General features: G+C 43.3%; 25 protein-coding genes and 1 pseudogene. 24 read left to right on the top strand and 2 right to left on the bottom strand.

What is annotated here, in order from left to right; translation table 11 throughout:
- Positions 1-23: 23 nt before the first annotated feature.
- Together BCOA_RS26200 and BCOA_RS26205 are read left to right on the top strand one after the other, a co-directional pair.
- Positions 24-1,454: a sensor histidine kinase gene (locus tag BCOA_RS26200; protein ID WP_014097033.1), complete on the top strand. Its 1,431-nt coding sequence runs from the start codon at positions 24-26 to the stop codon at positions 1,452-1,454.
- A 457-nt stretch (positions 1,455-1,911) separates the two neighbouring features.
- Positions 1,912-2,241 (top strand): hypothetical protein, encoded by a 330-nt coding sequence (locus tag BCOA_RS26205; protein WP_014097035.1) that lies wholly within the window; start codon positions 1,912-1,914, stop codon positions 2,239-2,241.
- Between the two features lie 248 nt (positions 2,242-2,489).
- Here the strand turns inward: BCOA_RS26205 and BCOA_RS26210 are convergent, their stop codons facing one another.
- Entirely contained in the window at positions 2,490-3,947 is a 1,458-nt protein-coding gene (locus BCOA_RS26210) for a PTS transporter subunit IIC (RefSeq protein ID WP_014097036.1), read from the bottom strand.
- 493 nt (positions 3,948-4,440) lie between these two features.
- Between BCOA_RS26210 and BCOA_RS26215 the strand changes: the two genes are divergently transcribed.
- The 19 genes and pseudogenes from BCOA_RS26215 to rbsB all read left to right on the top strand — a co-directional run bounded on the left by BCOA_RS26215 (position 4,441) and on the right by rbsB (position 22,162).
- On the top strand, positions 4,441-5,436 hold the full coding sequence (locus tag BCOA_RS26215) for a LacI family DNA-binding transcriptional regulator (RefSeq protein WP_014097037.1): 996 nt from the start codon (positions 4,441-4,443) through the stop codon (positions 5,434-5,436).
- A gap of 218 nt (positions 5,437-5,654) precedes the next feature.
- Complete coding sequence (gene rpe, locus BCOA_RS26220) at positions 5,655-6,374, top strand: ribulose-phosphate 3-epimerase (protein ID WP_017552347.1); 720 nt, start codon at positions 5,655-5,657, stop codon at positions 6,372-6,374.
- A gap of 53 nt (positions 6,375-6,427) precedes the next feature.
- Positions 6,428-7,351 (top strand): PfkB family carbohydrate kinase, encoded by a 924-nt coding sequence (locus tag BCOA_RS26225; RefSeq protein WP_014097039.1) that lies wholly within the window; start codon positions 6,428-6,430, stop codon positions 7,349-7,351.
- A gap of 368 nt (positions 7,352-7,719) precedes the next feature.
- Complete coding sequence (locus BCOA_RS26230; protein WP_014097040.1) at positions 7,720-9,135, top strand: ISLre2-like element ISBco6 family transposase; 1,416 nt, start codon at positions 7,720-7,722, stop codon at positions 9,133-9,135.
- A gap of 458 nt (positions 9,136-9,593) precedes the next feature.
- Positions 9,594-11,240 carry a copper resistance CopC/CopD family protein gene (locus BCOA_RS26235; RefSeq protein WP_014097041.1) on the top strand — a complete coding sequence of 549 codons (1,647 nt, stop codon included), beginning with the start codon at positions 9,594-9,596 and terminating at the stop codon, positions 11,238-11,240.
- 168 nt (positions 11,241-11,408) lie between these two features.
- Positions 11,409-12,023 (top strand): YcnI family copper-binding membrane protein, encoded by a 615-nt coding sequence (locus tag BCOA_RS26240; protein ID WP_014097042.1) that lies wholly within the window; start codon positions 11,409-11,411, stop codon positions 12,021-12,023.
- Between the two features lie 379 nt (positions 12,024-12,402).
- Positions 12,403-13,392: an Rpn family recombination-promoting nuclease/putative transposase gene (locus tag BCOA_RS26245; protein WP_014097043.1), complete on the top strand. Its 990-nt coding sequence runs from the start codon at positions 12,403-12,405 to the stop codon at positions 13,390-13,392.
- Between the two features lies 1 nt (position 13,393).
- A complete protein-coding gene (locus tag BCOA_RS26250; protein WP_014097044.1) occupies positions 13,394-13,657 on the top strand; it encodes a hypothetical protein in 264 nt (87 codons plus the stop codon).
- 198 nt (positions 13,658-13,855) lie between these two features.
- Positions 13,856-14,344: a pyridoxamine 5'-phosphate oxidase family protein gene (locus BCOA_RS26255; RefSeq protein WP_014097045.1), complete on the top strand. Its 489-nt coding sequence runs from the start codon at positions 13,856-13,858 to the stop codon at positions 14,342-14,344.
- A 216-nt stretch (positions 14,345-14,560) separates the two neighbouring features.
- The gene (locus BCOA_RS26260; RefSeq protein ID WP_014097046.1) at positions 14,561-15,454 is read left to right on the top strand and encodes an Rpn family recombination-promoting nuclease/putative transposase; all 894 of its coding nucleotides are present in this window, start codon (positions 14,561-14,563) and stop codon (positions 15,452-15,454) included.
- Positions 15,451-15,733 (top strand): annotated as a pseudogene (locus BCOA_RS26265) (hypothetical protein). Before BCOA_RS26260 ends, BCOA_RS26265 begins: the two are co-directional and overlap by 4 nt.
- Entirely contained in the window at positions 15,730-16,005 is a 276-nt protein-coding gene (locus BCOA_RS26270) for a hypothetical protein (protein ID WP_014097048.1), read from the top strand. The pseudogene BCOA_RS26265 and the gene BCOA_RS26270 overlap by 4 nt, the downstream one beginning before the upstream one ends.
- Positions 15,960-16,112 carry a hypothetical protein gene (locus BCOA_RS26275; RefSeq protein ID WP_014097049.1) on the top strand — a complete coding sequence of 51 codons (153 nt, stop codon included), beginning with the start codon at positions 15,960-15,962 and terminating at the stop codon, positions 16,110-16,112. Before BCOA_RS26270 ends, BCOA_RS26275 begins: the two co-directional genes overlap by 46 nt.
- Before the next feature lie 386 nt (positions 16,113-16,498).
- Complete coding sequence (locus BCOA_RS26280) at positions 16,499-17,476, top strand: LacI family DNA-binding transcriptional regulator (RefSeq protein ID WP_035183435.1); 978 nt, start codon at positions 16,499-16,501, stop codon at positions 17,474-17,476.
- A gap of 2 nt (positions 17,477-17,478) precedes the next feature.
- Positions 17,479-18,360, top strand: coding sequence for a ribokinase (rbsK, locus tag BCOA_RS26285; RefSeq protein ID WP_014097051.1), 882 nt, complete (start codon positions 17,479-17,481; stop codon positions 18,358-18,360).
- Complete coding sequence (gene rbsD / locus BCOA_RS26290) at positions 18,360-18,752, top strand: D-ribose pyranase (protein WP_035183437.1); 393 nt, start codon at positions 18,360-18,362, stop codon at positions 18,750-18,752. Before rbsK ends, rbsD begins: the two co-directional genes overlap by 1 nt.
- A gap of 46 nt (positions 18,753-18,798) precedes the next feature.
- A complete protein-coding gene (locus BCOA_RS26295; RefSeq protein WP_014097053.1) occupies positions 18,799-20,298 on the top strand; it encodes a sugar ABC transporter ATP-binding protein in 1,500 nt (499 codons plus the stop codon).
- Positions 20,282-21,226, top strand: coding sequence for an ABC transporter permease subunit (locus tag BCOA_RS26300; protein ID WP_014097054.1), 945 nt, complete (start codon positions 20,282-20,284; stop codon positions 21,224-21,226). The genes BCOA_RS26295 and BCOA_RS26300 overlap by 17 nt, the downstream gene beginning before the upstream one ends.
- 15 nt (positions 21,227-21,241) lie before the next feature.
- Positions 21,242-22,162: a ribose ABC transporter substrate-binding protein RbsB gene (rbsB, locus tag BCOA_RS26305; protein ID WP_013860507.1), complete on the top strand. Its 921-nt coding sequence runs from the start codon at positions 21,242-21,244 to the stop codon at positions 22,160-22,162.
- Positions 22,163-22,324: 162 nt separating this feature from the next.
- On the opposite strand, the gene BCOA_RS34680 is transcribed toward rbsB, so the two are convergent.
- Positions 22,325-22,465 carry a ribbon-helix-helix protein, CopG family gene (locus tag BCOA_RS34680; protein ID WP_003352379.1) on the bottom strand — a complete coding sequence of 47 codons (141 nt, stop codon included), beginning with the start codon at positions 22,463-22,465 and terminating at the stop codon, positions 22,325-22,327.
- An 87-nt stretch (positions 22,466-22,552) separates the two neighbouring features.
- Here BCOA_RS34680 and BCOA_RS26310 point away from each other — a divergent pair, with 87 nt between their 5' ends.
- The 3 genes from BCOA_RS26310 (at position 22,553) to BCOA_RS26325 (ending at position 26,622) form a co-directional block, all read left to right on the top strand.
- On the top strand, positions 22,553-23,671 hold the full coding sequence (locus tag BCOA_RS26310; protein ID WP_014095882.1) for an RNA-guided endonuclease InsQ/TnpB family protein: 1,119 nt from the start codon (positions 22,553-22,555) through the stop codon (positions 23,669-23,671).
- Between the two features lie 555 nt (positions 23,672-24,226).
- Entirely contained in the window at positions 24,227-25,339 is a 1,113-nt protein-coding gene (locus BCOA_RS26320; RefSeq protein ID WP_014097055.1) for an RNA-guided endonuclease TnpB family protein, read from the top strand.
- A gap of 137 nt (positions 25,340-25,476) precedes the next feature.
- Entirely contained in the window at positions 25,477-26,622 is a 1,146-nt protein-coding gene (locus tag BCOA_RS26325) for a glycerate kinase family protein (RefSeq protein ID WP_041818033.1), read from the top strand.
- The last annotated feature ends 344 nt before the right edge of the window (positions 26,623-26,966 follow it).

Consider the following 26,966-nt stretch of genomic DNA (forward strand, 5'->3'; position numbering starts at 1 on the left):
AAAGGGGATGAGGTACTATCGTTATGGGGGTATTGATTTTTACGATAGGATTCATTCCGATTGTCCTGGCCGTGAGTATGCAATCACTTTATAAAGAGTCAAAGCTGTCTCTGATATTGGGATTCTATATGCTTTTGATCACGGCCTGGCAATTCGATATAGGCGTCCTTTTTCTCGGAAAAGTATTAAGCAAGGAAACGATCCTTGTTCTTTTCAAATTTCTTCGGGGCGGGACGACTTTTTCCATACCGGTTGTCTATTACATTGCTTTTTCTATCATAAAAGGCCAGCCGGCACTTCTGGCAGGACGGAAATGGCTGGACAAACTATCGAATGTTTTACTCAATAAAAAGGTTTTATATTTTTTGATTTTCTGGAGTACGGTTATTTATTTTATAAACTGGACAAGTTTAGGTACAAAAGGCTTGTATATGGCGAATAAAAATGGGGCAAATACCCTCTTTTTATTTCCTGAATACGGGCCGCTGATCTGGCTATATATTTTACATATGGGCAGCTTCTTACTGTTTTTAATCCTTATATTCATGATGACCAAAGGAATGGTAAACCAAAATATCAAAAGATTCCTGGCCAGGTTTAGCCTGTATTCCCTGCTTTTATACATATTCGGTTTTTTAAACTTTTCTCCTGGAACCGGTGGTATTTCCAGCAGTATCGGGGTTATCATTTTCTCAACCTTGATCGTCATGGAGTTCATAAAATTAGGCGCAAATATAAAGGCAAACTATTATGAAATAATGGAAAGGCAGATGAAATTGGACTACACCGGCAACTTAGCCGGAAGTCTGATTCATGAAGTGAAAAATGCGAATCAAATCATTAAGGGCTTTTCCCAAATGTTAAATGCAAGCGCTGGTATGGATAAAAAAGATAAAGCTTATTTAAATATGATAGAAAAAACTTCTGAGCATTTAGATGACTTAGTAGATAACTACAAGACCTATTTGAAATCATCTTCCACCACTTTTAAGAAAGAAAATCTGGAATCGATCATCAGGGAGTCTCTTGCGTTTTCCCAAGCCATTTTAACAGAACATCATATCGAAGTTGAACTGCTGAATTGTTATCATTCCCTTGATGCGTACGTAAATAAAGCAAATTTGAAACAAGTTTTTATCAATCTTATTAAGAATAGCATAGAGGCGATTCCCGAAGATAGAAAGGACAAAAGGATTGCGATCCGGATTGAAGTGGACCAGGAAATGATTATGATCCATTTTAAAGATACTGGCACAGGGATTGGGCGGGAACACTGGGAAAGTGTTTTTAACCCTTTTTTGTCATTGAAACCTGAAGGAATGGGATTAGGCTTGCCTTATGTGAAAAAGATTATCATTGAGCATCTCGGCAATATCCGGATCGTTGAAAGTTCAGCGGAAGGAACCCATTTCCAAATTGAGATTCCACAAAACGGGATATTAAACATGGACTAGCACTTCGCTTTTGGAAAACGGGCCGGAGCCTGAAATGCGCGGCAACCGCCAAATCTGGCGGGGGATTTCCATCGTATTGCCATCCAAAACGGCGGGCAACATAAAGTGTCCCGCCGTTTTTGCACATCGATTTTTTTCCTGCTTTTGCGCCCAGCAATGCTTATTGGCTGATCTGCTATTCAACAAAACCGTTCCTTTCTAACCGTGCTTTCCGGATGGTTTCAGCGCACGGAACAACAGCGCTCTCCCGCTGTTGCGGAAGACCTGATTGACTCAGGAATCGTAACGGCCATTCCAATTCCTTCCAAACCATCTTTTTTACTCATTATACTATACCGGCTGCGACAATTTTCCTATGAAAATACATATTACACTAAAAATATAGAAAAATCCCTGGCCGGCTTGGTAAAATAGTATCAGGGACAATTTTTGAAGAAAGTCATTGCTTAGAGGGTTTTTGGAAAAATGGCTTAAAAGGCGGGATAAGGAGCAAATCAGCCAGGAAAAAATAGAAGCACTTGTCGATGCCAAATTAAAAGCGCTTTTGGCTGAAATGGGCAAAACAAAAGCCGGGCAGACTGCCAGTGCGGAAGATTATTCACTGACACCGAAACAAACGGAATATGCGCTGTCACTCGTATATCAGTTGCGGGGCGAATACGAACTCGCCATCCCGCCTTCTGCATTAACCGTAAAAGATCTGAACCGGCTGATCGCATACCCGAAGTTTAAAAACAAGGGAATATTGGTGAATCTTGTAAAAAAGGGGGTGCTGCTATGGATATAGGAAAATAAGCCCTGCCGCTTCGAAACGCAAGCCGGCGGCAGGGGCGGTGAAGCGCTTTGCTGATGGGAGAGAACGCACGGACGGGAGATGGATGAAATCCCCAGTGAACGATGCCCAAGCCGTGAAACAAAGACGGTAAATTGTCAGCGTGCAAATATTTGTCTGCCGTTTGGGAAATTGATGAAGAGCCGCCCATAGCTAAAAAAGCCCTGAAAACCTCTTTCCGTTTTCAGGGCGGTATTTCTCAATTATTCCGCTTTAAGCACTTTTTTTACACTGGAACTTTGGTTTTGGGCGGATTGTGCTTGGATCGTCTCGTCAATGGCTGCGTTTCTTTTCCGCATTTGTTTATGGTACCAGGCAAACAGCAGGATGTATCCGGCCAGTGCCAGAATGGAAAAAGCAATAAGCTTCAAATCCAGCGTATCAGCCGCTTTCCCAAACAAGATGGCGAGCATTTTCTCAATCGGGTCCGAGTCAACAGATGAGAAGAGTGCGCCTTTTGAAAGCCCTGCCGGAAAACTATGCATGGCAATCGATGCGGACGTTAAGAATTTGGCAATGAGTGTTGCCCCCCAAAGGAACAATGGGATCATCACGGTTCCAATAATGGTCATCCGGATCACTTTTCCGCGGGTAACAATCAAGAGTGCCGGCGTCAGCACCGTCAGCAAAATCCCTCCAAGCGGCAAGACGTGGTTTCCTGGTAAAATCATGGCTTCCACTAACAGAATTGGCGCAAGAATGTTGGCCACCGCCCAAACTTCTGCTCTTGGGGCAAGGATTGGCCAGTCAATGGCGATTAAAAGTTTTCTTCCGCGCAATCGCTTGCTCATGATTTGGGTAATCCCGTCTGATAGCGGGTCAATCGCCGGGGCAAACCATCCGCCGACAAAAGCAAACAATTCAAGCGAAACCCCAGCGGTAAATGCAAGCGCAAAAGTATCTTTAAGAGATTGCTGCCCCAATAAACCGATGAAAATCCCGAGATATGCGCCAATCGCAAATTTGCTTCCCCAGAAACCGATTTTTTTATTGAGCGTATCGGCATTAAAGTCAAATTTATCAATAAACGGGAGAAATTTATCAATCACCTTGTTAAACACCATCGCGACCGGAGCGACTAACAATGACGGGTGTGCCGTTGTTGTAATATTGGTTTGGTCATAATCAAGGAGCTCATTGATGGTCGGTTTCATGACATCCGAATTGATCAGCATCAGCGCGTAAACAAATGCGACAAATAATGTTGTAACGATCATATTGTTTCCGGAGTAATGCAAAATCAGCAATCCAAGAACGGAAATGTTCCAAATATTAAACAAGTCAACATTTAATGTGCTGGTTGCCTTCGCAATCAAAAGAATAAAGTTTGTGATGAGGCAAATAAAAGCAAAATAAAGTGTGTAAATCGATCCCCAGGTGATCACCGCTAGCGGCGCCCATCCCAGGTCGGTAATGCCAAGTGATACGCCGGTTGCCTTCACAAAGTTTTGAAGGGCCGGGCCGAACGCACTTGTCAATAATGAGATAACGGCACTCATACCTGTGAGCGCCAATGCCATCCGAATCCCGCCTTCAATAGAACGCGAGATAGATACGCCTACACACAAAGATAAAATGGTAATGATAAAAAACATCATGGCTGGTGCGCCTAAGTCAATAAAAAAGCGGAAACCTTCGTTCAATTTATCGACAAACATCATGGTTGTGTCCCTCCTTTTGCCTCGTAACCGGTTACGTAAACGAAACAAAAAGGATTATCTATAATATAGCAAACTCCCAAAATAAATTCAACCGTTTTCATAAAAGAAAATATATCCAAATTTCCTGAAGCATTTTGATCCCTTTTCTAAAAGGCAGCCTGCTTTGCGGAAAAATAAAACGGATTTCACCGGTCCAGCCAGCGTTGAACAGGCAAAAGCCCTGGTCTTGCCAACAATTCCGGCAGCTTTGGCCAAAATTTAGATGTATAGGGCGTTGTACGCAAAAACAGATTTAACATATAGAGATGGGAAATCAAACGTTTTTGCAGCTATCCTGATTATTGCTGGCAAATTGGATAAGTTCTATATATAGAAGAAACCGGGGAATATACGAAAAAAATGATTTTACAAAAAGAAACCGTTGACAAAATAAAGAAAAAGGCTTACATTAGTAACGTAATCGGTTACGTAAGACGAAAAGGAGTTTATGCTCATGGTAACAATACGCGATGTGGCAAAAGCAGCCGGTGTTTCAACTGCAACGGTATCCAGAATTTTGAACAATAAAGGCGAAGCCAGCCCGGAAACGATTGAACGCGTACGTAAAATAGCAGAAGAAATGAACTATAAGCCTAATACATTGGCAAAAAGTTTATCAAAAGGAAATACAAACTTAATTGCTTTGCTGATTCCTTCGTTGGAAAATCCTTTTTTTCCGGAATTGGTGAAGGCGATTGAGGAAGCTGCCAATGCTTATGGTTACCATGTGTATTTATGCAACAGCGATGATGAACGTTCAAAAGTAAAATACTACTTGGATTCCGTTCTAAGCAGCTATGTAACAGGTGCGATTATTAATTCACTGTACGTGAAAACAAAAGATCTCGATTTCCTTGAAAGCCGGGGAGTCCGTACCATTACCATCGACAGGTCGCAGTCGGACCACCCTTATTCTTCCATTACGGTGGATCATAAAAAAGGAGCAAGGCTTGCGGTACGGCATCTTATAAAAGAAGGCGGATGCCGTAAAATTGTCCATCTGTCGGGCCCGAAAGATGAAAAAAGTGCAAATGACCGTTTAACCGGCTACCTGGAAGTTTTAAAAGAGGATGGGCATGGGCAAGTGCCACAGGTCGTTTACGGGAATTTCAGCATGGAAAGCGGATATGAAGCGGTGAAAGGCCTGATAAAAAGCGGAGCGTCCTTTGACGGCATTTTCAGTTCGAACGATGCCATGGCGTTAGGGGCCATCCGCGCTTGTACGGAAGCCGGGTTAAAAGTGCCTTCCGATATTAAAATCGTTGGCTATGATAATATCCAGTTTTCGCGATTCTCTACGCCGCAGTTATCGACGGTTGACCAGCAAAAACATAAGGCAGGCCGGCTGGCGATTGAGGAATTGATCCGGTTAATCCGGAACGAAAACGAAAAACCGAGGAAATATGAAGTAAAACCTGAACTTGTTGTACGGGAGTCATCGGTTGATTGATAGCCGGCAGGTTCCGGGGGATGGAGGGCTGAAAAACGCACCTTGATTCTTTGGAAGAAGGTATTTCCGTCCCCATTTGTTAAGCAAAAAAGGAAATGATGAGTCCGGGGCAAGGTTTTCAATTTTAGCTTCATGTAAGTGGGCGTTGCCCCTGTTTCGGTTTCCGTTTTAAAAAGAAAAACCCCCCATGGTGCGGGGTTATACGAGGAGTGAAAAAGATGAATAAAATAGGACCGTCTTTGATGTGTGCAGATTTGGGACGTTTAGCAGAAAACATAAAAGAGATGGATGAAGCCGGTGTTGATTTTTACCATCTTGATGTAATGGACGGCTTATTTGTGCCGAATTTCACACTTGGACCCGATTTTATCCGGACCGTCCGAAAGCTGACTGATAAACCATTGGATACACATTTAATGATTAAACAGCCTGAAAGATTCATTGATTTATTCGCTGACTGCGGATCAGATATGATCTCCATTCATGCAGAAGCAACCGATAATTTGCAGGGAGCACTTGCCAGGATCAAGAACAAGGGTTTAAAAGCCGGTGTTGCCATTAATCCAGCAACGCCGCTTGATGTGCTGGATTATGTCTATGACGTAACCGATTACGTTGTTGTAATGACGGTGAATCCGGGATTTGCCGGCCAGAAATTTATTCCGGCTGTGTATGATAAAATTGCCCGTCTCCATGAAACTATCACACGCAACAAATTTAATATTGAGATAGAGGTAGACGGGAATATCGGTGCATCTACGATTCCGGCCTGCAAAGAAAACGGCGCCACAATGTATGTGTGCGGAACAAGCGCCGTGTTTAAAAAGGAAGGCACGCTGCGGGAAAATGTGGAGCGTACGAGAAACTTATTAGACGCCCATGCTGCAGTGAACACGGCACCATCAGAAAAACGAAAATCAGCCGGCATATATGGATGAGGCATTGTGGCAATTGCATCATTAATAACGGACATACAGAGGAGGAACCGACAATGGAATTCGATGTTGTGGTGGTAGGAAGCATTAACATGGACGTTGTGGTAAACTGTGAAACTTATCCGAAATACGGGAATACGGAATTTTGCCAATCGATTAAAATGCTGCCGGGGGGCAAAGGTGCCAACCAGGCAGCCAGCGCAGCAACACTTGGCAAAAAGGTTGCAATGGTTGGTTCGGTCGGCAATGACAGCGCAGGCAACCAGATGCTTGAAAATTTGCGCAGCCGGGGTGTGGATGTCACCGGCGTTATGAAGACAGATAAAGCCGGAACCGGGACGTTTATTGCACTTGTGGACCAGTCAGGGGAAAACACGATGGTTGGCACAATCGGCGCCAATGAAGCATTAACCGGGCAAGATATTGAAAAAGCTTTCGCGAATTTGAAAGCGAAAATTTTATTGATACAAATGGAAACAAGCAAAGAGTCGATTTTAGCAGCCATGAAGCTGGCAAAACAACGCGGCATGTATGTTATTCTCGATCCGGCACCGGCTGGCGGCATTACACCGGAGGCTTTCCGATATGCTGATCTTGTACTGCCAAACAGCCAGGAAACGGAAGCGATCACGGGTATTAAAGTGACGGATAAAGAAAGTGCGCTGCTTGCGGCTCAAAAGATTCATGAACTCGGAGTCCCGAATGCCATTGTTAAAATGGGAAGCAAAGGCAGCCTTGTTTCTCAGCAGGGTAAAATCACTTTTGTCGATTCTATTCAAGTGCAGGCTGTTGATACGGTTGGGGCAGGCGACTGCTATGCCGGTGCCATTGCCGATGCGCTAATCGATACGGACGATCTTGTGGCGGCGGCCCGGTTTGCATCGGTTGCGGCCGGTATCAAAGTCTCACGTGCCGGCGGACAAGACGCGATTCCAACATTGGAAGAAATAAAAAAATATCAAGGCTTGACAATCGGTTGAGATCAAATCACCACAGGCATTGACAAATGATCCATAAAGGCAAGACCTGGTTTTCATGTGAAGGGAACCAGGTCTTTTGTTTTAAATTCTATCGCTTTTGATGAGTATAAAGCATAAGAACTGAAATGTGGAAAACGAACCCAGAAAAGGAACGCATTTACCGTTACAGTACCCGTCACCTGTAAAGCGCCAAATGATGTTTGGCAGATTGCGGGGGTGGCAAGTACTTCCTTTTTCACAAACACTTGTTGAAAATCCGTATGTGTAAAATTTTACTCGACGGGGCATATGAGTGGAAAAAAATGGGAAGACGCTCTATCATCTAATTGTACACTTCAAGATGAACATCTAGAGAGAGAGGTCTTCCCATGGATATTATATCAATAATTGCTGGATTATTAAAGGATACAAAGAGTCTTATCGAATTTGAAGAACAGCTTAAACTTCTGATGCAGAAGGCTTTTACACAATGGGTTGGGGAAATATTTGAAGAGTTAGATAAAATAATTAAACAGGAGAAGTTAGAGGAGGGCTGGGTGTACTGCCGGAGTGATAACAGAAACATTCAGTTTCTATTTGGAAGTGTGACCTTTAAACGTTCATTAATGCATGACAAGAGAGGAAATTCCCATTATCCTCTGGATGAATGGTTAGGGCTGGTACCACACCAACGATACAGCCCGTTAGTGGAATTAAAGGTGGCAGAGTTGGCAAGTGAGAACACCTATCGGGAAGTAGCTGATATTTTAAAAGAGTGGACAGCAGTGAGTCTTAGTCACACAACTGTAGGGAACATGGTAAAACACGTAGGGAAAACTCAGGCGGAAGCCGATAAGGCACTTGTAGAAGAGCTAGAAATAGCTGTTTCCCTGCCTGAGGGGAAGAAGGTAGACTACCTGTTTTCTGAAGCAGATGGTGTATTCGTTCGGGGACTAAAAAAGAAACAGAGTATGGAAGTCCACCACGCCATTCTCTATGAGGGATGGCAAACCAATGGTAAAAGGGTCTCCCTGCGTCAGCCCACAGTCATCATGACAACGGAAGCCATCCAGACATTTTGGGATGAAGTCCAAGCCACAGCTGCCAACACCTACTCCCTCGAAAAAACGCATGTCATTACAAACAGTGATGGAGGTGCGGGATACACAGCTGAACGGTTTCAAACAGCTTTCTCACAGTCGGAATTTCCGGTGCTCAACCAGCTGGATACCTACCACGTTGCACAAGCCATCATAAGGACATTTGGGGGCGGAAAGAGCGAGATCAAGGAGCAAATTAGAAAAGCGATTAGAACGCATGACCTGGACCAACTCACGTTATATTTGGATACGCACGAAAGCACCTTGACGGATAAAAAGGCTCTCAAGAAAATCAAGGAATTCCGTTCGTATATCTTGAAAAACTGGGACCGCATTTTTGACTGGAGAGACAGGGTGAAAAACGTGCCGGAAGGTGCGAGAGGCCTAGGAGCGATGGAATCGAATCAAAGGCATATCTCCTTCAGGATGAAAAAAAGGGGCATGCATTGGAGTGAACTTGGCGCAGAAGCCATGGTGAAAATCAAACAAGGCATACTCAATGGGACATTGAGAGAAGTCTATCTGAAACACCGTTCAAGAAGCGAGAGAAAGCAACGGAACTTGAAACAATTCATCAGGATGTCTCAACTGCTCAAGCAGCCTGTACGCCCGTCAGTGGGCGTAAAGCACGGATCAGTTGCCCTGCATTCAAGCAGTTCATCGGCAATGGGACATTTAAGCAAAATATTAGAGCTTTCGTTTTAAGCCTGGCTCAGTGGGGACTGATCGTTGAGGCGCGCGAAATTTACGAGACTCCTGCGGGAAAAGCGAGCCAGGAGAGACCCCGCAGCGAGGTACGAGCGAGGAGGCTCGCCGGCCGACCGCGGAAAGCGAGTGAATTTCGCGCGCCTCAACATCCCCGTTATCCATCTTTATACGGAAATATTACATCTTTTCCGAAAATTACACCGAGCAAGTAAAGCACGGTAGCCGAAAGTGTACAAAAAGAGTGTCTTGGAATACCCGATATTTAAACCTTGTCGAGAAAAACTTGACACATACGAAAATCCTTCTCATTTGTAAATCGTGAAATCATGTATTAAGCTAATAGTGTCTTTCCTCGGGGAGCGGTCCTCTGGTATCTATTGCATTTTTCTAAGTATACGATGGATTTGATCGCGGGAAAATTGCGCGTATCTCATTTTGAAAGGAGGGAGGTTCATTTGAAGACTAGAAAGTATTTTTTATTTGCCGTTTTGCTCTTGTTTGGGGTGCTGATTTTACCTTCCATGGCGTCTGCGCATGCGTACATCGTAAAATCCAGCCCTTCTGAAAATGAAGTATGGAAAGCACCGCCGAAAAAGGTGACCATCCAATTTGATGAAAAAATCCAGCCCGTCAATTATTCCATTCAAGTATTTGATGAGGATGGGAAGCGGGTTGACCGGAAAGACGGAAGGATCAACTCCCGCAATGGGGCTGTTTTGGAATGCGGCTTGCGCACAAATTTGCCAAAAGGTACATATCAAATTCAATGGAAAGCGGTTTCCGGTGACGGGCACCCTGTCCAAGGCGTTATCCCTTTTCAAGTTGGATCCGGACATGAGGCGAAGCAACCATCCACTCCCGGAACGGAAACAGGGTATACGCCCAAAATCGACTTGATTTTGATCCGCTGGCTGCAATATGCCAGTTTTGCGTGTATTGCCGGCATGTTTTTCTTTTCCCTGTTCATTGTTCCGCGGGAGGCCGGCCACAATCCATATATAAAGAAAGCGTCCGGCAAGATGCTGCAAATGGGTATTTTGTTCCTGGCTGTGGGCACTTTATTGAGCTTGCCTTTAACGGCGTCCATTGAACTCACGACTTCATGGCGCCATGTGCTTCATGCCGGCGTATTAAAAAGCTTCACGACAAGTACGGCTTTTGGGCATATATGGCTGGTACAGATGGCCCTGTTGCTGTGCTTGGCTGCTTCGGTATTTTTCCATTCAAAGACGAAAAATCCCGCTTTGTTTTTTGCAGCACTCGTTCCCGCGCTTGGATGGGTGCTCACCAAAGCGTTGATTGGCCATGCTGCATCAGCCCCGCATCCTGTATGGCAGGTGACGCTGGATTTTCTCCATTTGCTTTCGGCAGAAATTTGGATTGGCAGCCTGGCTATGTTCTCCGTCTTTATGCCATTGGCAAGGCATGAGAATACAAAGCCGCATTATTTTCAGATGATCAGAGCATTTTCAAAATGGGGTATTGCCCTTGTCGTTGTTCTTGCTGTGACAGGCGTTTTGGGCAGCATCACCTATGTGCCAAACTTGCGATCACTCGTAACGACCTTTTATGGGAAAGTGCTGTTTGCTAAAATCCTGTTGCTTCTCGTGATGGTCATGCTTGCCGCGTTGAATTTTTGGAACGGAAGGCGAAGCAGAAAAAAAGGACTTTTTGCATCCGTATCGGGTGAACTGGCAACAGGGATTGCCGTACTTGTCCTCTCTGTCATTTTGACAAACTTACCGACTGCGACGGCGGCACCCGGACCGTTCAAAGAAACGAAAACTGTCCACCAACAAGAAGTGACGTTCTCGGCTACTCCGAATGTGATAGGGGAAAATACATTTACATTGTCGTTGAAAGACCGCAATGGACGGCCGATAGAGCATATCGAGCAAGTGACATTAACTTTTACTTCGCTTGAAATGGAAATGGGCAGCGAGTCGAAAGTATTGAAAAAAGTCAAAGACGGTTACTACCGCGCAAAAGGAATGGATTTCAATATGGCAGGCCATTGGAACGTGCATGTCCACGTTTTGAAAAAAGACTTGAATACCATCGACACGGATTTCTCTGTTCATGTTGGCAGCCAGCCTGATTGAGGGAAAAAAGATCAGTTTCTCTGTATTAGGCTGGAACGTGCATGCCTAAGTTTTGGAAAGACTTGAACACGATTGACTTGGATTTTTCCATTCGTGTCGCAAGCCAGCCTGACTGAGAGGGAAAGACGGCGTTCAAAAAGTGGTTCCAATGAAAGGAGAAAAGGAAAAATGTTGAAGAAGTTTGCCAGAGTCGTGCTGCCGGCATTTTTCGGTTTATTTCTGTTTGCAGGTGTAGCAAGTGCCCACGTAACCGTGAGCCCGGCCACATCTACAACCGGCGCGTGGGAAACCTATACGATTAAAGTGCCGACAGAAAAAAATATTCCAACGACCAAAGTCACAATTAAAACACCAAAGGGCGTCGAAATTGAATCATATGAACCGGTGCCGGGTTGGACCTATTCAGCTGAAAAAGGTTCAGACGGAAAAACCAAGACCTTTACTTTCAAGGCTGATGGAAAAGGCATTTTACCGGGACAGTTCCAGCAGTTTACAATTGTTGCTACAAACCCGAATCGTGAGACCGAAATCGCCTGGGATGCGTACCAATATTACAAAGACGGCAGTATTGTCGAGTGGACGCAGGACAAAAACGGCGACAACCCCCATTCAATTACAAAAATAGTAAAAGGTTCGGACACCGGTCAAGCCCAAACCCATGATACAACAACCAACGACGACAAAACATCCGGCTCTTCATCCAACACCCTGCCGCTCATCTTGTCAATCGTATCGGTTGTGCTATCACTGGTTGCCTTGATCATGGCCTTTCGGAAAAAGTAATAATGTGCGCCGGTCATCGCTCAGGGTGGCAGGCGCTGTTTTCTTCCATGGATTGTAAATGGCAGAAAAGCGGTAAAGCAAAAGTTTCCCGCTATATATCACATATTTAAGTCCCGTTTTCGGTAAAACAAATAAGTGCAGGCGGAAAAGGTGGTAATCAGCAGCAGTACAAGGATCGCGTGAAAGGCTTAGGCGGTCCCCGTTTACAATATCCTGGATTGGCTACCCACTTCCTTAACAGAAACGGCTAATCGGGCAGATTCTGTTTATGTACGTGAGTCGTTCTAAAAAATTGGGAGATAAACGCAAAAATGAGTATTGAAAAACGAACGTTTGTCCTTTATAATAAAACTGAAAAATAAGAAAAGGAGTGCTGCCATTGGAACTTGTAATGGAAAAACATGCCGGTTATCACGTGCATGACCGTTTGTTTAAGGAGCTGATCCAAAACTTTTTTCAGGAGTTTATGGATGCCTTTTTCCCGGATCTTTCAGCGGATCTCGACTACCGCCGGGTGCGGTTTTTGTCGCAGGAACAGTTTACGGACTTTCCGGGCGGTGAGCAAAAACGGGTTGACATCCTCGCCGAAACGAAGGTAAAAGGGAAAGACACCGTGATTCTCATCCATGTTGAGCCGCAGTCGTATTACGAAAAGCCTTTTCCTGAACGCATGTTTCGTTATTACATGATGATCAGTCTCCGGCACCGGAAACCGGTATTGCCGATTGCCGTTTTCAGTTATGAGGAGAAAACAGAGACCCCTGATACGTACACCTTTGCGTTCCACAACATTGAAATTCTTCGTTTTCACTATTTATCCATTCATCTGATGAAACAAAATTGGAGAAATTATATCCGGAGCAACAACCCTGTTGCCGCGGCATTATTAAGCAAAATGGGGTATACAGAAACAGAACGGGTGCAGGTCAAACTGGAGTTTCTGCGGATGCTGGCCCGGATGGAACTCGACCCTGCAAAAATGAGGCTGTTACACGGTTTCTTTGATTATTATTTAAAATTGAACGAAAAAGAGGAGGCGGAAGTAATGGAAAACATTAAAATGCTGGATCCGGACGAAGCAGAGCAAGTATTGAAATTGCCGAATTCCTATTTTGACCGCGGGTATAAGAAGGGGAAAGAGGAAGGCAGAGAAGAAGGAATTGAAATAGGAGTAGAGAAGGGAAGAGAAGAAGGAATTGAAATAGGAGTAGAGAAGGGGAGAGAAGAAGAGAGAAAAGAAATGTTACAAACGATCCCAATTGCCATCAAAATGTTGCAGGAGGGTAGGGAGCTTCAATTAATTGTGGAAAAAACTGGCCTGAGCCAGAGAGAAGTGGAAAAAATAAAACAACAATTGGAGCATTCATAAGATGGAAGTCAGGCTGCCTGGTGTGGATGGAAAAGAAGTTGTTTTAGACTTGCCGAACTATTATTATGACCTCGGGTATGAAAAGGGATTTAAAGAGGGATTTAAAGAAGGATTTAAAGAAGGATTTAAAGAAGGAGTAAAGGAGGGAAGAGAAGAAGAAAGAACACGATTGATTATCAACTTTCTAAAAAATCAAGTGGATGTGAAGGTCATTGCCCAAGCATCCGGCTTGAGTGAAGACGAGATCATGAAAATCAAAAGGTAGATAGAGGGGTAGGAGCAATAGCCCCTTCTTATCACCTGTTTGATTGTAAACCCATAAAAATAAAAACAGATTGGAAAGTGAAGAAATTCGTCTTCTCTGATAGACCCCTGTTACTCAAACTCATTTAAAAAGACCATGGTTTGCGGTTTTTTCAAAGTTCCTAAGGGAATAATTTAAGTAAAAGAATGAGGTGATGACATGGGAAATGCTGAACAAAATAGGGAAGCAGTCTCCAAGCTACGGGAATTAATAAAAGATATTGACACAGCCATGCTGACTACAATGTCGGACAAAGGCCTTGTCGCACGCCCAATGAAGACGCAAGATGTTGAGTTTGATGGAGATTTGTGGTTTTTCACAAAAAAAGATACGGATAAGTTTCATGAAATTTTACACAACCGTGAAGTAAATGTTACCTACGCTGGAAAGTCTTATGTGTCCGTCCGCGGCACTGCCGAGATTGTCGAAGACCCCGCAAAGAAGAAAGAATATTGGAGCGCCGGTTATGAGAAACTCTTGAAAACGAGTTACGATGATCCAAACGTAATATTGCTAAAAGTGAATGTGAAATCTGCCGAGTACTGGGATTCCGGAAACTTCGCGAAGATGGTCATTCATTTCTTTAACAGAGTGGTTGGCAATGAGACCGATGATGACCATTTAAACGAAACTTTGAAATTTAAATAATACAGAAGAGCCGGTTAGTCCGGCTTCCCTGTATCTCTGCTATATAAAATGAACTTAAGTTTTTCGTGCCAAAATCAATGGCGATCACGATTGACATTGATTTTGGTAACATATAGAGAAGTAGTAAATGTTTAGTTCAACTTATATAGTCGGTATTGAAATAGGGACAATCGTCCTCTAAAATAAAACTGAAAAATAAGAAAAGGAGTGCTGCCATTGGAACTTGTAATGGAAAAACATGCCGGTTATCACGTGCATGATCGTTTTTTTAAAGAGCTGATCCAAAACTTTTTTCAGGAGTTTATGGAGGCGTTTTTTCCGGATGTGTCAACGGATCTTGACTACCGCCGGGTGAGGTTTTTGTCGCAGGAACAGTTTACGGACTTTCCGGGCGGTGAGCAAAAACGGGTTGACATCCTTGCCGAAACGAAGGTAAAAGGGAAAGACACGGTGATTCTCATCCATGTAGAGCCGCAGTCGTATTACGAGAAACCTTTTCCTGAACGCATGTTTCGTTATTACATGATGATCAGTCTGCGGCACCGGAAACCGGTATTGCCGATTGCCGTTTTTAGTTACGAGGAGAAAACAGAGACCCCTGATACGTACACCTTTGCGTTCCACAACATTGAAATTCTTCGTTTTCACTATTTATCCATTCATCTGATGAAGCAAAATTGGAGAAATTATATCCGGAGCAACAACCCTGTTGCTGCGGCATTATTAAGCAAAATGGGGTATACAGAAACAGAACGGGTGCAGGTCAAACTGGAGTTTCTGCGGATGCTGGCGCGGATGGAACTCGACCCTGCAAAAATGAGGCTGCTATACGGTTTCTTTGATTATTATTTAAAATTGAACGAAAAAGAGGAGGCGGAAGTAATGGAAAACATTAAAATGCTGGATCCGGACGAAGCAGAGCAAGTATTGAAATTACCGAATTCCTATTTTGATCGCGGGTATAAGAAGGGAAGAGAAGAAGAAAGAGAACGATTGATTATCAATTTACTAAAAAATCGAGTGGATGTAAAAGTCATTGCCCAAGCATCCGGCTTGAGTGAAGACGAGATCATGAAGATCAAAAGGCAGATAGAAGGGGAAAAGCCTTGAATCAGAGTTATGATGAGGCGGAGCAAGTATTGAAATTGCCGAATTCTTACTTTGACCGCGGGTATAAGAAGGGGAAAGAGGAAGGAATTGAAATAGGAGTAGAGAAGGGGAGAGAAGAAGAAAGAGAAGAAGAAAGAGAAGAAGGAAAAAAGGTTAAGAAGATTTATTGTTAACTTGCTAAAAAATCAAGTGGATGTGAAGGTCATTGTCCAGGCATCTGGCTTGAGTGAAGACGAGATCATGAAAATCAAAAGGCAGATAGAAGGGGGAAAGCCTTGAACCCGAGTTATGACGAAGCAGAGCAAGTATTGAAGCTGCCGAATCCCTATTTTGACCGCGGCATAAGAAGGGGGAGAGAAGAAAAAAGAAAAGAATTTTTTGCAAACGATCCCAATTGCCATCAAAATGTTGCAGGAGGGTATGGAGCTTCAATTAATTGTGGAAAAAACTGGCCTGAGCCAGAGAGAAGTGGAAAAAATAAAACAACAATTGGAGCATTCATAAGATGGAAGTCAGGCTGCCTGGTGTGGATGGAAAAGAAGTTGTTTTAGACTTGCCGAACTATTATTATGACCTCGGGTATGAAAAGGGATTTAAAGATGGGTTTAAAGAGGGATTTAAGGAGGGATTTAAAGAATTATTTGAAAAAGGAGTATAAGGAAGGGCAGAAAGGCATTCTTACAAACCATTGTGACCGGGATGCTCAAGAATGGCGTGGAGCCACAATTGATTGTTGACATGAACGAGCTCAGCCACACAGAAGTAGAAAAAAATAAAACAGCGATTGGAACATGCATAAGCTGGAAGTCAGGTATCCGTTAAAAACGGGCTGTTTCTTGCGGGAGGCAGTCCGTTACCTTGCCATGACCGGAGCTTAAGTCCCTAGCACTTTTTCAAATCTGGGCACGCGCTTATAAGCAATCTTTTAAACAAAGAAAATTCCATTGCTGTTTGGAGCTCATTAAAATCACCGTGTATGGATTGAATTTTTTCGCGAGATATATTATACTGTCTGTAACCGGTTACACAGGAAAGGTGAGGCATTTGGCAACGATCAGAGATGTGGCAAGTGAAGCGGGTGTGTCGGTGGCGACGGTATCCCGCGTGCTGAACGGAAAGGGATATGTCAATGAAAATACCCGGAAGGCAGTTGAGGCTGCCATCCGGAAATTAGCGTACAAACCAAACGAAGTGGCCCGTTCACTTTATCACCATCAATCGAAGCTGATCGGTCTTGTTATCCCGGATATTACAAACCCTTTTTTCCCCGAGATTGCCAGGGGCGTGGAGGATTTCTTCCAGGAAGAAGGGTACCATGTCATGATTGGCAATAGTGATGAAAGCCGTGAGAAGGAAGTGAATTATATAGAAGCCTTTTCACAGCATAATGTGATGGGGATTATCAGTACATCAAGCGATGACATCTCACAGTGGGCCGGTTTGGACATTCCTGTTGTATTGCTAGACCGAATTCAGGATGACTTTCCTTCCGTTTGCGCGGATCAGGAAGCTGGGGGAAAATTGGCTGCGCAAATTTTGCTCGAACGGGGAAGCCGCAATATCACACTGATGAGAGGACCGCATCATTTGCGCACTGCCCAGGAAAGGTTTTTGGCGGCGTTAACTGAACTTGGCCGGTCCAGTGCAAGGTTTCAAGTATTGAACACCGCGTTTTCGTATCATCATGCCCTTGAAACAGCAAAGCAGCTGTTTGACTGTTACCCGGATACAGATGGAATCATTGCAGCCAATGATATGGTGGCTGCAGCTGTCTTGCGGGAGGCATTGGCAAGAGGGAAAAAAATTCCCGATGGACTGCAAATCATCGGCTTTGACGATATTCCCATCAGCCAGCTTGTATACCCTGCGCTTTCTACCATTCATCAGCCGGCTTATGAGATGGGAATGGAAGCTGCCAAACTTTTGCTGGAATGCATGCATCAACAGACAAATTTGAAAAAGAAGATCAAACTCTCGATTGCATTTAAAGACAGGGAAACAACAAGAAAGGAAGGCGGATAGAAATGGTGCAAATTACAGTGGTCGGAAGCATCTCAATGGATCTCGTCGTGACAGCTGACAGAAGGCCACAGGCAGGAGAAACCATTTTAGGGCACTCATTTAAGACGGTGCCGGGCGGAAAGGGAGCAAATCAGGCCGTTGCTGCGGCAAGGCTTGGGGCAAAGGTAAACATGGTTGGCTGTGTTGGGGATGATGTGTATGGTCCGGCCTTAATTGAAAATTTGCGTCAAAATCATGTCTCTACACAATATGTGGAACCGGTTACACATTGCAGTTCCGGTACCGCGCATATTACGTTGGCGGAAGGGGACAACAGTATTATTTTTATCAAGGGAGCAAACGATTTTGTTACACCGGATTATGTGGAAAAGGCAAAAGAAGCATTTGAAGGCTCTTCTATTGTCTTAATCCAGCAAGAAATTCCATATGAAACGGTTGAATATGTCGCGAAACTTTGTGAAAAAAAACAGATTCCGCTCTTGTTAAACCCTGCACCGGCACGAAAAATTTCCCCAGCCATTCTTGAAAAAACAGCATACTTGACGCCAAATGAGCATGAGTGCAATTTCCTTTTCAACGGGATAGACAGGTCCGAAGCATTAAAACGGCATCCAAACCAGTTAATCATTACAGAAGGGAAAAACGGGGCAAGATTTTATGACGGAAGAGAAGAGATTGTCGTGCCAAGTTTTCCAGTTGAAACAGTGGATACCACTGGAGCCGGTGATACTTTTAATGCCGCATTTGCAGTAGCCGTTGCAGAAGGGAAAGAAATAAAAGAAGCGCTCCTGTTTGCAAACCGTGCTGCCTCGTTGTCGGTGACAAAATTCGGGGCACAAGGCGGCATGCCCACCCGCGAAGAAGTAGACGGGAGGAAAAGATGATGAAAAAGCACGGAATGTTGAACAGCTCGATTACAAAAGTCTTGGCGGACCTGGGACATACAGATTGGCTTGTGATTGCCGATGCCGGACTGCCGGTTCCTAAAGGCGTTCCGAAAATTGACCTTGCATTAACTCCGGGAACCCCTTCGTTTAAAAGTGTGGTCAAGGCTGTCTGTGATGACATGGTGATAGAAAAAGTCATTGCGGCAGAAGAAGTGAAAGACGGAAACCCGGACCAGCTGGCGTTTTTAAATGAACAGTTTCCGAATTTGATAGCATTCGTTCCACATGAGGATTTTAAAAAAATGATAGAAAAAGCAAAAGCGGTGATCCGTACCGGGGAAATGACGGCTTATTCAAATTGTATTTTACAGGCGGGTGTTTTTTTCTAAGCATGCGACAAAGTAAGGGATGCCAAAAATAAAGGGAGGGAACCCGATGCAAATTGAAATGCATGACATCTATAAATCTTTTGGTGCCAATAAGGTGCTTGAAGGTGTAAATTTTTCGCTGTTGCCCGGCGAGGTCCATGCATTAATGGGGGAAAATGGTGCTGGAAAATCAACTTTAATGAATATTTTAACTGGCCTCCATCAAAAAGATAAAGGCAAAATTATTATTGATGGCAAAGAAACACTTTTTCAAAATCCAAAAGAGGCGGAACAGGCCGGCATTGCATTCATTCATCAGGAATTAAATATTTGGCCGGAAATGACTGTCCTTGAAAATTTATTTATCGGAAGAGAAATAACACGTCCCTTTGGCGTTTTAAAAACGAAGGAAATGAAAGCGCTAGCAAAGGGTGTGTTCGATCGTTTAAACATTTCCTTGCCATTTGACCGGCTGGCCGGTGCCTGTTCGGTGGGGGAACAACAAATGATTGAAATTGCGAAAGCCTTGCTTACAGATGCTGAAGTCATGATTATGGATGAACCAACGGCTGCTTTAACCGACCGTGAGATTCAATCTTTATTCTCTGTCATCGAATCACTGAAAAAGAATCATGTTTCGATCGTCTATATTTCTCACAGAATGGATGAAATTTTTCAAATCAGCGACAGAATTACAGTGATGCGGGATGGTAAAACAGTCGATACAAAACGGACGAAAGATACCGGTTATCAGGAAGTCGTTAAAAAAATGGTGGGCCGTGATTTAGAAGAACAATTTCCACAAAGAACAGCCCGTCAAGGAAATACGATTTTAGAAGTCCGCCATTTTTCCAGCCGGCAAAAATTCAAGGATATCCATTTTTCGGTCCGGTCCGGGGAAATCCTTGGAGTTGCAGGGTTAATGGGGGCAGGCAGAACAGAGATTATGCGCGCATTGTTTGGCATTGATCCCTACGATGCCGGCGAAATTTTTATTGAAGGGAAAAAGGTCCGGATCAAAAATCCAAGTGATGCGGTACAAAAAGGCATTGCTTTTATCACAGAAAACCGGAAAGATGAGGGGCTGATTCTTGACTTTACCATTCGCGACAATATTGCGCTGTCAAACTTGGAAAGCTTTGCTCCAAATGGCGTGATAAAAGCGGCTGACGAAAAATCATTTGTTGACATGATGATTCAGAGGCTGCAAATTAAAACCTCCTCTTCAGAAACAGTTGCCGGAGATCTATCGGGTGGTAACCAACAAAAGGTGGTTCTTGCAAAGTGGGTTGGAACAGCTCCAAAAGTATTGATTCTTGATGAACCGACAAGAGGAATTGATGTAGGCGCAAAACGTGAAATCTACTATTTGATGAATGAATTAACGGAAAGGGGTATGGCCATCATCATGATTTCCTCTGAATTACCGGAAATCCTTGGGATGAGTGACCGGGTTCTTGTTATTCATGAAGGAGAAATTGCCGGCGAATTGGACAAAGCGGAAGCTACACAAGAGAATATCATGTTCTTAGCGACGGGAGGAAAAAAACATGGAACAAGCAACTAAAAGAAGCACGGTTGTTCTGCAAAAACTCGGTCCATTACTTGCTTTTATCTTGTTATTTATTGTTGTTGCCATTTTGAATCCTTCATTTATTGCTCCTTTGAATTTGCTTAATTTATTGCGGCAAGTATCGATTAACGCATTGATCGCATTTGGCATGACTTTTGTGATCTTAACCGGCGGAATCGATTTATCTGTTGGTTCAACACTGGCATTATCCAGTGCCCTCATGGCAGGAATGATTGTTGCAGGCCTGAATCCCATTCTGGCGATCGTTCTTTCAGCCCTCATCGGTGCGCTGTTGGGCGCTGTGAACGGTTTGTTTATTACAAAAGGAAAAGTCGCCCCGTTTATTGCAACATTGGCAACCATGACGATATACCGCGGTTTGACAATGGTATATACAAACGGAAATCCGATTACCGGACTTGGCGATAACTTAGCATTCCAGTTGTTTGGCCGCGGCTATTTCTTAGGCATTCCGGTTCCTGCCATTACGATGGTTATCACATTTTTCATTTTATGGTTTATTTTGCACAAAACTTCTTTTGGCAGAAAAACATATGCAGTGGGCGGAAATGAAAAAGCTGCTCTTGTTTCCGGAATTAAAGTAGACCGGGTGAAGTGGTTAATTTACAGTCTGGCGGGGTTATTGGCAGCACTTGCCGGATCCATCTTAACTTCGCGTCTCAATTCGGCCCAGCCGACAGCAGGCACTTCTTATGAAATGGATGCGATTGCAGCGGTTGTTTTGGGCGGGACAAGCCTGTCAGGCGGCAAAGGAAGAATTTTCGGCACACTGGTCGGTGCACTTATTATTGGTACATTAAACAATGGATTAAACATTCTGGGAGTCTCTTCTTTTTACCAACAGGTCGTAAAAGGGGTCGTCATTTTAATTGCCGTCTTAATTGACCGGAAAAAATCGTAAAGCGGGGTGCAGATAATGAAAAAAATGATGAAAATGATGACTGTATGTTTGCTTATATTATCTTTAGCTGCCTGTTCCATGGAACCGCCGTCATGGGCAAAACCGGGCCATCATAAAGAATTAAAGGATATGAAAATCGGCTTAAGTGTTTCTACTTTGGATAATCCTTTCTTTGTTTCATTGAAAAACGGCGTGCTCCAGGAAGCGAAGGAAAAGGGAATGAAAGTGATTACGGCAGATGCCCAAAATGATTCCGCTAAGCAAATTAATGATATAGAAGATCTTATCCAGCAGGGTGTGGATATTTTACTCATCAATCCAGTAGACTCTGCGGCTGTCTCATCCGCAGTTGAAAGCGCGAACCACATCGGCATTCCGGTGATTACGCTTGACCGGTCTGCAGATAAGGGGAAAGTGGAAACTTTAGTTGCTTCAGATAATGTGAAAGGCGGAAAGATGGCAGCAAACTATATCATAAGCAAGGTTGGGGAAAATGCAAAAGTTGCAGAGTTGCAGGGAACACCCGGTGCATCTGCTTCACGTGAACGGGGACAGGGATTTGACTCCATTGCAGATAAAGAATTAAATATTGTTACGAAACAAACAGCTAATTTTGACCGTACGCAGGGCATGAACGTAATGGAAAATATTTTGCAAGGGCACAAAGACATCCAGGCTGTTTTTGCCCAAAATGATGAAATGGCTTTAGGGGCCATCCAAGCGATTAAAAGTTCAGGAAAAAATATAATTGTGGTGGGATTTGACGGAACGGATGATGGATTAAAAGCTGTTAAACAAGGACAGTTGAGTGCGACAGTTGCCCAACAGCCTGTGCTAATCGGAAAAGAAGCCGTTCAGGCTGCGTCCAAAATATTAAAAGGGAAAAAAGTCAAAAGCCGTATTGCTGTGCCGTTAAAATTGGTAAAGGAAAAATAAGTTTGTCCTGCTGAACGGACTGGATCTCCTTGCGTATCTGGTTCGTTCAGCAGGATTATTTAACGGCTTTCCGAAAGAAGTCTCCCATCCTCAAGGAATGTGAAGGTGCGAATCGCACCAATGAGTAGGTGGAAGATGAATTTCGGTTGGCTTTAGCCAAAGTTATTTTTCCAATCCTTTTCTCAACAATTCTAAGATTGCGGCTGTTCTAGTTGGAATCCCATTTTCTTTTTGATATTGCTCCAATTTTTCTAATATCGTCTTAGGCATACGAATTTCTACACGTTCTTTCTCTTCTCTCATGATTATCACCTCATATTGATTGTACGGATTTTTTACGATATAATCAATATATACGAAATTTTTCCGCACAAAGTGAGGTGAATTGATATGGCCAAGCAAAACAAAGCTTTCAAGTTTCGTTTGTTACCAAACAAAGAACAATCCGCATTATTAGCTAAGACATTTGGTTGTGTTCGCTTTGTCTACAATAAGATGTTAGCTGAACGCAAAGAAACGTATGAAAAGTTCAAGGATGATAAAGAATTGCTTAAAAAGCAAAAGTTTCCGACTCCTGCAAAATATAAAAGTGAATTTCCATTCCTAAAAGAAGTGGATTCTTTAGCTTTGGCAAATGCACAAATGAACTTACAGACTGCTTATAAGAATTTCTTTGAAGGAAATGCGGATTTTCCAAAGTTCAAAAATCGTAAAGCAAAACAATCCTATACAACTAATATGGTCAACGGAAATATTAAGCTAGAAAATGGTCATATCAAACTGCCAAAAATCAAAAAGCCAATAAAAATGAAACAGCATAGAGAGATACCTGCTGATTATAAAATCAAATCTTGCACTATTTCTAAAACAAAGACAGGCAAGTACTACATTTCAATTTTGACAGAATATGAGAAAGATATTCGTCCAGTTAAAATACAGAAAGTTGTTGGTTTGGATTTTGCTATGGATGGTCTATATGTCGAGAGTGAACAGGGTAAGAAAGCCAATTACCCACGTTACTATCGGCAAGCCTTAGATAAATTAGCAAAAGCACAACGAATTCTTTCTCGAAGAAAGAAAGGTTCTGCACGTTGGAACAAGCAACGACTAGTAGTGGCTAAGTTACATGAGAAAGTGGCGAACCAACGCATGAATTTTCTTCATCATAAGTCAAAAGAATTAGCTTCTAACTTTGATGCTGTCGTGATTGAGGACTTGAACATGAAAGGGATGTCTCAAGCCCTTCACTTTGGGAAAAGCGTTCACGACAACGGTTGGGGGATGTTCACTACTTTCTTAGCGTATAAGCTAAAAGAACAAGGGAAACAACTTGTGAAAATTGATAAGTGGTTTCCCTCCACTAAGAAGTGTTCATGTTGCGGCAAGGAAAAAGAAATGCCATTATCTGAACGTGTATATAAATGTTCTTGCGGCTTTGTATTAGATCGCGATCACAATTCAGCAATCAATATCAAAAATGAGGGATTACGCTTATTAGCGTTATCATAAGTAACAAAACTCTTGGAACAAGAGGGTTAGCTCGGTCAGTTTTCGTTGGCTAGTAAAAGCAACGATAAGTCGAGAAGCCCCCACTTCAATCAAACCGTAAGGTTGATAAGTGGAGGGTAGTTCACTCTTTGTCAAATATTCTGCTGTAAAATTTTTGATCTACATCCTTTGGCACTTGATTCTATTTTCCATTTACATAATTTACAAAGCCGCAGAGTCAGAGACAAATGAATATTTAGGTGATAGAGTCTGGCCTTTATATCGCACCTGGAATGAGATGGGCGATAGCCAGACTAAAACAGCATCCTAATAAGAGGGTACTGTTTTGATGTTTAGATAGTTTACCAATTGGGATGAAGGTTACTATTTTTTGAGTTTGGCCGGGAAATGTCTTTCATTAGGGTGATAAAAGACAAAATGTTTTGAATCCACGCGTGAAATGTCCTTCATCCGTGTAATGAAAGACAAAATGCTTTCCTCATATTGATTGTACGGATTTTTTACGATATAATCAATATATACGAAATTTTTCCGCACAAAGTGAGGTGAATTGATATGGCCAAGCAAAACAAAGCTTTCAAGTTTCGTTTGTTACCAAACAAAGAACAATCCGCATTATTAGCTAAGACATTTGGTTGTGTTCGCTTTGTCTACAATAAGATGTTAGCTGAACGCAAAGAAACGTATGAAAAGTTCAAGGATGATAAAGAATTGCTTAAAAAGCAAAAGTTTCCGACTCCTGCAAAATATAAAAGTGAATTTCCATTCCTAAAAGAAGTGGATTCTTTAGCTTTGGCAAATGCACAAATGAACTTACAGACTGCTTATAAGAATTTCTTTGAAGGAAATACGGATTTTCCAAAGTTCAAAAATCGTAAAGCAAAACAATCCTATACAACTAACTTAGTCAATGGAAACATCGAATGGAAAGATGGTCATATCAAGTTGCCTAAACTAAAGCTTGTAAAAATCAAACAGCATAGAGAAATTCCTGCTGATTATAAATTGAAATCCTGTACCATTTCCAGAACAAAGTCAGGAAAATACTATGTTTCCGTACTAACAGAATACGAAAAAGATATACAGCCTAAAACAATAGAAAATGTCATTGGGCTAGATTTTGCTATGGCTGAATTATACGTGAGTAGCGAGAATGAGAAAGCCAATTATCCTCGTTATTATCGTGTGATGTCAGAAAAATTAGCAAAAGCCGGGCGCATTCTGTCCAAACGCAAGAAAGGTTCTGCACGTTGGAACAAGCAACGACTAGTAGTGGCTAAGTTACATGAGAAAGTGGCGAACCAACGCATGAATTTTCTTCATCATAAGTCAAAAGAATTAGCTTCTAACTTTGATGCTGTCGTGATTGAGGACTTGAACATGAAAGGGATGTCTCAAGCGCTTCACTTTGGGAAAAGCGTTCACGACAACGGTTGGGGTATGTTCACTACTTTCTTAGCGTATAAGCTAAAAGAACAAGGGAAACAACTTGTGAAAATTGATAAGTGGTTTCCCTCCACTAAGAAGTGTTCTTGTTGTGGCAAGGAAAAAGAAATGCCATTATCTGAACGTGTATATAAATGTTCTTGCGGCTTTGTATTAGATCGCGATCACAATTCAGCAATCAATATCAAAAATGAGGGATTACGCTTATTAGCGTTATCATAAGTAACAAAACTCTTGGAACAAGAGGGTTAGCTCGGTCAGTTTTCGTTGGCTAGTAAAAGCAACGATAAGTCGAGAAGCCCCCACTTCAATCAAACCGTAAGGTTGATAAGTGGTGGGTAGTTCACTGGGGTGAAATGATGAAAAATCCAGTCTTTTTATTAGCGCCGGATTCGTTTAAAGAGAGCATGACGGCAAAAGAGGTATGTGCCGCAATGGAAGCAGGGATTAAAAAAGCGATCCCGGATGCTGTTTGCATTCAGGTTCCAATGGCGGACGGCGGGGAAGGAACGGTTCAATCGCTGGTGGATGCAACAGGCGGAACGATTTACCAGCAAACCGTCACAGGGCCGCTCGGACATCCGGTCACAGCCTGTTACGGGATTCTCGGAGACGGGGAAACGGCAGTAATTGAAATGGCATCTGCAAGCGGCATCCATTTGGTCACAAAAGAAACGAAAAATCCGTTGGTTACCACAACCTATGGTACCGGAGAACTGATTAAAGCCTGTCTGGACAAAAAAGTAAAACAGATTCTGATCGGCATTGGCGGCAGTGCCACAAACGACGGGGGCGCCGGGATGGCACAGGCGCTCGGTGTAAAATTTTTAGATGAAAGGGGCGGGATGCTTCCTTTTGGCGGCGGTGCACTCGGGGATTTGGCGGAAATTGATTTGGCCGGCCTTGATCCGCGCTTGAAAGAGGTGCAAATTTTTGTCGCATCGGATGTTACCAATCCTTTATGCGGGGAAAACGGCGCTTCTCATGTATTCGGGCCGCAAAAAGGCGCGACGAAAGAAATGGTTGCGCTCTTGGATACCAACCTTTCGCATTATGCCGCCATCATCAAAGAACAGCTTGGCAAAGATGTTGCTGAGGTCCCAGGGGCAGGGGCTGCAGGCGGCCTCGGTGCCGGTCTGATGGTGTTCACGGATGCCGTGTTAAAAAGCGGCATCGAGCTTGTCGTGGAATACACCGGATTGGAGCAAAAAGTAAAAGATGCTGATATCGTTTTGACCGGCGAAGGCAGCATCGATTTCCAGACGCAGTTCGGGAAGACCCCTTATGGCGTGGCCAGGGCAGCAAAAAAACATGGGAAACCCGTAATTGCCGTTGCCGGTTATGTCGGGGAACAAATTGATGTTTTATATGAAAAAGGCATTGATGCGATCTTTGGCATCCTGCCCCGCCCGATGGCGCTTGAAGACGCTTTGCAAACGGGTGCTGCCAATATTGAGAGAACATGCGAAAATATCGCGCGGCTTTTGGTGCTAGCGAAACAGTAGAGGGCGTATCATATTTTCACGAAACGGCAGCAAGCCGTTAACTGTGATTAGATGCCCATGCCGCAGTGAATACGGCACCACCAGAAAAACGAAAATCAGCCGGCGTATATTTTCAGGATAGACGCCCTGGTGATGCAAACCAATGGATGCCGTTAAAAATTCCGGTACAGGACGTTAGCCATTTGCGCAAGCTAAACCGCCATACAAAGCCGCAAACGAGCGCAGACCGCAAAAAGGCTGCGCTTTTCACCTGCGTAGCAACCGGTATGCCAGTTCGAACAGATCAAACAGCTGAAATGGATTTTTTTCTATCAACTCTTTAAAATTTTTATGGAAGAATGTTT

This window comes from Heyndrickxia coagulans 36D1 (genome assembly GCF_000169195.2).
Lineage (GTDB): Bacteria > Bacillota > Bacilli > Bacillales > Bacillaceae_C > Weizmannia > Weizmannia faecalis.

Bases quoted from the DNA above. Each gene is read 5' to 3' on its own strand.
- BCOA_RS26275 (WP_014097049.1), top strand. From the start codon at position 15,960: ATGGAAGTCAGGCTGCCTGGTGTGGATGGAAAAGAAGTTGTTTTAGAC.
- rbsD (WP_035183437.1), top strand. From the start codon at position 18,360: ATGAAAAAGCACGGAATGTTGAACAGCTCGATTACAAAAGTCTTGGCG.
- BCOA_RS26210 (WP_014097036.1), bottom strand. From the start codon at position 3,947: ATGATGTTTGTCGATAAATTGAACGAAGGTTTCCGCTTTTTTATTGAC.
- BCOA_RS26240 (WP_014097042.1), top strand. From the start codon at position 11,409: ATGTTGAAGAAGTTTGCCAGAGTCGTGCTGCCGGCATTTTTCGGTTTA.
- BCOA_RS26215 (WP_014097037.1), top strand. From the start codon at position 4,441: ATGGTAACAATACGCGATGTGGCAAAAGCAGCCGGTGTTTCAACTGCA.
- BCOA_RS26320 (WP_014097055.1), top strand. From the start codon at position 24,227: ATGGCCAAGCAAAACAAAGCTTTCAAGTTTCGTTTGTTACCAAACAAA.
- BCOA_RS26310 (WP_014095882.1), top strand. From the start codon at position 22,553: ATGGCCAAGCAAAACAAAGCTTTCAAGTTTCGTTTGTTACCAAACAAA.
- BCOA_RS26230 (WP_014097040.1), top strand. From the start codon at position 7,720: ATGGATATTATATCAATAATTGCTGGATTATTAAAGGATACAAAGAGT.
- BCOA_RS26325 (WP_041818033.1), top strand. From the start codon at position 25,477: ATGAAAAATCCAGTCTTTTTATTAGCGCCGGATTCGTTTAAAGAGAGC.
- BCOA_RS26250 (WP_014097044.1), top strand. From the start codon at position 13,394: ATGGAAGTCAGGCTGCCTGGTGTGGATGGAAAAGAAGTTGTTTTAGAC.
- BCOA_RS34680 (WP_003352379.1), bottom strand. From the start codon at position 22,465: ATGAGAGAAGAGAAAGAACGTGTAGAAATTCGTATGCCTAAGACGATA.
- rbsK (WP_014097051.1), top strand. From the start codon at position 17,479: ATGGTGCAAATTACAGTGGTCGGAAGCATCTCAATGGATCTCGTCGTG.
- BCOA_RS26200 (WP_014097033.1), top strand. From the start codon at position 24: ATGGGGGTATTGATTTTTACGATAGGATTCATTCCGATTGTCCTGGCC.
- BCOA_RS26295 (WP_014097053.1), top strand. From the start codon at position 18,799: ATGCAAATTGAAATGCATGACATCTATAAATCTTTTGGTGCCAATAAG.
- rbsB (WP_013860507.1), top strand. From the start codon at position 21,242: ATGAAAAAAATGATGAAAATGATGACTGTATGTTTGCTTATATTATCT.
- BCOA_RS26225 (WP_014097039.1), top strand. From the start codon at position 6,428: ATGGAATTCGATGTTGTGGTGGTAGGAAGCATTAACATGGACGTTGTG.
- rpe (WP_017552347.1), top strand. From the start codon at position 5,655: ATGAATAAAATAGGACCGTCTTTGATGTGTGCAGATTTGGGACGTTTA.
- BCOA_RS26255 (WP_014097045.1), top strand. From the start codon at position 13,856: ATGGGAAATGCTGAACAAAATAGGGAAGCAGTCTCCAAGCTACGGGAA.
- BCOA_RS26300 (WP_014097054.1), top strand. From the start codon at position 20,282: ATGGAACAAGCAACTAAAAGAAGCACGGTTGTTCTGCAAAAACTCGGT.